Origin of the sequence: Okeania sp. SIO2F4 (genome assembly GCF_010672385.1) — a bacterium.
GTDB lineage: Bacteria > Cyanobacteriota > Cyanobacteriia > Cyanobacteriales > Microcoleaceae > Trichodesmium.
This window is the reverse complement of the sequence record NZ_JAAHGT010000675.1, coordinates 1-5,429: the sequence shown is the minus strand read 5'-3', so window position 1 is coordinate 5,429 and position 5,429 is coordinate 1. Positions and strand designations below refer to the sequence as shown.

Sequence of the window (5,429 nt, the reverse complement as noted above, 5' to 3'; positions counted from 1 at the left end):
CTGGAGATTAATTACTCTTAATTTATCTCAATGACTCACTTAATACCTAAAATCAGCAACACCAGCATTCTAATTTTATAAGGATTGAAAATTGTATCAACCAATTTCCAAAAGCAAGTAAAATCCTTACTTAATTCTAGAATGAAATAGCCCTGGAGATTAATTACTCTTAATTTATCTCAATGACTCACTTAATACCTAAAATCAGCAACACCAGCATTCTAATTTTATAAGGATTGAAAATTGTATCAACCAATTTCCAAAAGCTAGTAAAATCCTTACTTAATTCTAGAATGAAATAGCCCTGGAGATTAATTACTCTTAATTTATCTCAATGACTCACTTAATACCTAAAATCAGCAAGACCAGCATTCTAAATATTTTAGTATACTCTCCGTGTGAAATTTATATTTAATTATATCTAGTTTACCTGAAAATCAAATAGAAATTAATAACTGTTTTGGAGAAGCTAGTAACTCAGGGATATGTCTAGTGCTATAGACAGCGAAAGCTAAAAGCTTTATGATTTTTGTCTTTTTGTAATTTTATCTTTCTCAAAGGTTAGGCAAAATTGACAAAGAAAAAATATAATCAAATCATAATATAGCACTCCTGCGTGTAATTGTGAAAAAAAAATATTGGAATTAGGAAACAACGAATAGGGAGCATAATTTCATATTTTTGATATTATGCCTAGATTTTTGACAAAAAAATAAGGTCTCAAGCTTCCCCTTGGAGAGAGAATGAAAAAAACAAACTTCAGTATTTCAAGTTTATGGGTTTACCCGGAGGTACTCATAACTGATAACTGTTAACTGATAACTGAAATGGCAAATCATTTAGGATTACTACCAAATTAAAAACAGTAATTTACAATAGTAAAAAAAGCCAATAAAGCAATTAAAGATTTTGCTAGCCAGACCAAATAATTAGAGTCAAGCATAATGAGTGATGATATTATACCCCAACTGCCAAAAGCCCCTCTATCCCGTCGTGCAGCAGCATTCAGTATAGATGCCGGAGTGGTTTGGTTTCTGTGCGCCATAATTAGCAATAATTGGTTCACTTTTACTTTATTTTTTGTGGTACTTTGGATAGCCATACGAGTGCTAATGGTCTACAAAAACCAAGGTCAGAGTATAGGCCACTTTGCTCTAGATATGAAAGTTTTAGATACTAGATACCAAAGAACTCCTGGTATTCTAGAATTATCAAAGCGAGAAGGAATTTTAGCATTAGCTGGGTCATTGGCCATGCTAGGCATGAGTAATTTGACATCTGGAAATGCTGCTGTTTTACTACTAATAATGCCCTTATTTTTAGACTTTACAGTAGCTTTGGTAGATATTGAAAGGTATCAGCAAGCTTTCCATGACAGAATATCCCAGACAATAGTAGTGGGAACTATGCGTGGTTACTCCGTAGATATTAAGCTCAGGTGGTTGCTTGACGAAGCCAAGCGTTATATGAGAAAATAATAATTTGTGTCTAAGATATTGGAAAACTGAAATATGGCTAAAGGAGTAAGAATTATTATTACACTAGAGTGTACAGAGTGTAGAACTAATTCTGATAAACGTTCACAAGGTGTTTCTAGGTACACAAGCACTAAAAATCGTAGGAATACAACATCAAGATTAGAGTTGAAGAAATTCTGTACTCACTGCAATAAACATACAGTTCACAAAGAAATTAAGTGAAAATTCAGTGAGTATAAAAAAACATTAGACAGTTAAAAAGTAAACAAAAATAACGAACAAATAATTAGCAATGCCAAATTACTATCGCAAAAGAGTATCACCAATTAAACCAGGAGAACCAATCGACTACAAAGACGTCGAATTACTGAAGAAATATGTCACAGAAAGAGGAAAAATTCTGCCAAGAAGAATCACAGGTTTAACATCCAAACAGCAAAGAGATTTGACAAAAAGCATCAAAAGAGCCAGATTAGTGGCATTGTTGCCTTACGTTAATAAGGAGAGCTGAAGCTCGGAGGTTTGAGATTGGAGATTTTGGGAAAATTGGCAAAATTCAGATATATCTAACCCTACACGATCGCTCAAAGAATCTCCCGTTATAGTGACAGTTTAACGGGCAGGAAATTGACGGTGAATAAATAAGCTAGTAAGCAGAAATTTAGAATATGATGACTTGAGCGGGAGTAGCGGTAGTACCCACCTTTAAAAGTAAGTAAATTGACAAGAACTTATAGTATGGCGTTAAATTAAAAACTCTAAGTTAACTTGTGAAAAGGTCAAACAGGAGTTGGACGTCATTGTGAGTAAAAGTAATTCTAATACAAAACGGCGGTGGGTATCATTTATCCTGTATGTGGAGGCTTAGAGGTTGGTAAACCCTTGAGATAGAGATATGCTATCCGTGAATTTGAGAGAGCTACCGCTATAAAGCCAGTCTGTTAACCTTGGGTAAATGTCAGAGCCAAAGAATCTCAAACAAGATTATAGAAAAAACCACAATCCAGCCAAAGCTAAAGAAAACTTACACTATTATAGATAAGATAAAGTGGAGAAGGGAAAATTAATAGAATTTAGACTGCACGGAGAGCGGCGACTAGCTGTAGCAGAACGTCCTGATGGTAAAAAAAACTGGGTCGTGGTAGAAGCAAATGGTAAATCTAATAGTATACCCCCAAAGCAAATAAGTTATGAAGTAGCAGGAGAAAATTACAAATCATCAGAAATTCCCCAATTTCTTCAAGAAGTAGAAATCTATCTAGACCCTTCTAGTCTAGAAGTAGCATGGGAACTACTAGTAGAAGAAGCAGAAACAGTAAATCCAGCAGAAATGGCACTATTGCTATTTTCAGAACAAACACCCAGCCAATGTTACGCAGCCCATATATTATTATCAGACGATAAACTCTACTTTAAACAAAAAGGCGATCGCTACGAACCCCGCCCCATAGCCCAAGTAGCAGAAATCAAACATCAACAAGAAGTCCAAAAGCAACGAAAACAAGAACTAGAAAACTTTTTACTTCGAGTCCATAACCGACTAGCAGGAGAAGAAGTAAACTGGCAACAAAGTGATTATAATCGCCTAGACTCTATAGAAAAATTTGCCACTCACGGAGAAGAAACCTCCCATCGGAACCAAGCCATGGAGACCTTGGCTATCTTAGAACTACCAGAAACTTCAGAAGCAGCGTTTAAACTATTAGTGGATCTAGCTATATGGAGCGAGCATGAAAATTTATACTTGCGACGTAGCCAGATTCCAACACATTTTTCTACCAAGGTACTAGAAGTGGCCAAAAGCTGCCGGCAATCCCTCCCACCAGATCCAGACACAAACCGTTTGGATTTAACTCATCTCAAAGTCTATACAATTGATGATGAAAGTACGCGAGAAATAGACGATGGCCTGAGTATAGAATTTTTAGAAGACGGTCAACAACGGATATGGGTACATATAGCTGACCCTACTCGTTTACTTACTCCCGGTGATGAATTAGACCTAGAGGCTAGACGCAGAACCACTACCTTATATTTACCTACTGGTATGGTTCCTATGTTTCCCTCAGAGTTAGCAACAGGGCCAATGAGTTTAATTCAGGGGCAAGTTTGCAGCGCTCTGAGTTTTGGCATTCTTTTAGATGAAACTGGAGCAATTATAGATTACACAATTCATGCCAGCTTAATCAAGCCAACCTATCGCTTGACCTATGATGATGTAGATGAAATGCTACAGTTAGGGATTAAGCCAGAACCAGAAATTCATGCTCTGAATGATTGGGCAAAACAAAGATTTAAGTGGCGACAGTCACAAGGCTCGATTAGTATTTATATGCCAGAGTCCGTAATTAAAGTTAAAAATGAAGGTGAAGAAATTACAGTAGAAGTCTTGGATGATTCACCATCAAGACAGTTAGTAGCAGAGATGATGATTTTGGCAGGGGAAGTGGGGGCAAAATATGGTCAACAACATAATATTCCTCTACCTTACCGCAGTCAACCTCAACCGGAACTCCCACCAGAAGCAGAACTAATGTTATTGCCAGCAGGTCCGGTTCGTTCTACAGCTATGCGTCGATGTATGCCTAAAAGTGAAATGGGTACTATACCTGCTCGCCACGCAAGTTTGGCTTTGGAAACTTATGTTCAGGTTACTTCTCCAATTCGCCGTTATAGCGATCTATTAGCTCACTTTCAAATTAAAGCTCATTTGCGAGGAGACCCGTTACCTTTTACTCCAGACCAAATGCAAGAAATGGTGATGAGTTTAGTTCCTGCGGTTAAGGAAGCTTCCAGTGTGGAAAGGTTTACTAACCGTTATTGGGGGTTGGAATATTTACGGCGAAACTCGGATGAGGTTTGGCAAGCTTTGATAATTCGGTGGTTGAAGGAGGAGATTAATTTAGGGTTGGTGTTGTTGGAAGAGTTGGGGTTAGAGTTGGCAATGCGGTTTGGTCGGTCGGTTGAGGTGGGCGATCGTCTGGAGGTAAAGGTTGCTTATGCTGACCCTCGTAAAGATGAGATTGTATTTCAAGAAATAATTTCGAGCGTAGCAGAAACTGCTACTAATTAGTGGTAAAGTTATTTTACTATACTAATAATAATTAATGAGGGCTTAAGATGTCATTCAATAGTTTGGTAGATGGGGCAAATACAATCAAAGATACCACATTACAAATAAAGAACTTATCACAAGGCTTCGATGATTTTGGAAAATCACTAAAAGAGGGTATGAAAGCATTTGAGAAACTGGCAGGTATGTCAAGTCTGCTGGGAGGGTTAGGCGCTTTTGTTGGTATCATCGGTATATTTGCAGGAGGACCAAGCGATACACAACTAATTCTGAATGCGATTAGTCAGTTGAGCCGACAAATTAAAGATTTGAAGTCTGAGATAAATTACAAATTTGATTATCTAGAGAAAGTCGTTGAACTAAGCAATGCCCAATCCACATTAATACCTAGATTATCTTATTTCGACAACTTGAATGACTATATAAATAGTTTACAGAATTCGCCAGAAAGTTCCCGGGATTATAAAACAGCAAGAGATCGTTTATTAGAATATGTACCGAACCTTCATCTAATAAGAGAAAATGCCTTGATAATCTATAACTGTATGACTGGTAAGGATGGCTTGAATTTCTTAGAGTCAACAGTTGAGAAAAGTTATGGTGATATAAGAGAATTGAATCGTAATGCGTAAAGGTTGATGTTGGTGCTGCTTAGTGCTCCAATAGCGTATGGAGTATTGAAAGGTTTGAAATATAAAGAGCTGAATGAATCACAAGCTAAGGCGATAGGTGCGGAAGCGGAACAGGAATTTAAACAGATATTGAAAGAATCCACGAGCCAGTGATAATGGGATCGTAGCGACGTTTGATGTGACAACAGATATTTCACTGAGCACGACCAATGAACCAAATGACACAGTTTCATTCACCGTTGGGAG

At 37.3% G+C, this 5,429-nt stretch carries 5 protein-coding genes; all 5 read left to right on the top strand.

Annotation, left to right across the window (positions count from 1 at the left end; genetic code table 11):
- Positions 1-944: 944 nt before the first annotated feature.
- The 5 genes from F6K22_RS30235 to F6K22_RS30215 all read left to right on the top strand — a co-directional run bounded on the left by F6K22_RS30235 (position 945) and on the right by F6K22_RS30215 (position 5,183).
- Complete coding sequence (locus F6K22_RS30235; RefSeq protein ID WP_293106725.1) at positions 945-1,478, top strand: RDD family protein; 534 nt, start codon at positions 945-947, stop codon at positions 1,476-1,478.
- 33 nt (positions 1,479-1,511) lie between these two features.
- The gene (gene rpmG / locus F6K22_RS30230; RefSeq protein ID WP_293106723.1) at positions 1,512-1,700 is read left to right on the top strand and encodes a 50S ribosomal protein L33; all 189 of its coding nucleotides are present in this window, start codon (positions 1,512-1,514) and stop codon (positions 1,698-1,700) included.
- A gap of 70 nt (positions 1,701-1,770) precedes the next feature.
- Positions 1,771-1,989: a 30S ribosomal protein S18 gene (gene rpsR, locus F6K22_RS30225; protein ID WP_293106720.1), complete on the top strand. Its 219-nt coding sequence runs from the start codon at positions 1,771-1,773 to the stop codon at positions 1,987-1,989.
- 537 nt (positions 1,990-2,526) lie between these two features.
- On the top strand, positions 2,527-4,551 hold the full coding sequence (locus F6K22_RS30220) for a ribonuclease catalytic domain-containing protein (protein WP_293106718.1): 2,025 nt from the start codon (positions 2,527-2,529) through the stop codon (positions 4,549-4,551).
- Between the two features lie 47 nt (positions 4,552-4,598).
- On the top strand, positions 4,599-5,183 hold the full coding sequence (locus tag F6K22_RS30215) for a hypothetical protein (protein ID WP_293106715.1): 585 nt from the start codon (positions 4,599-4,601) through the stop codon (positions 5,181-5,183).
- Positions 5,184-5,429 lie beyond the last annotated feature (246 nt).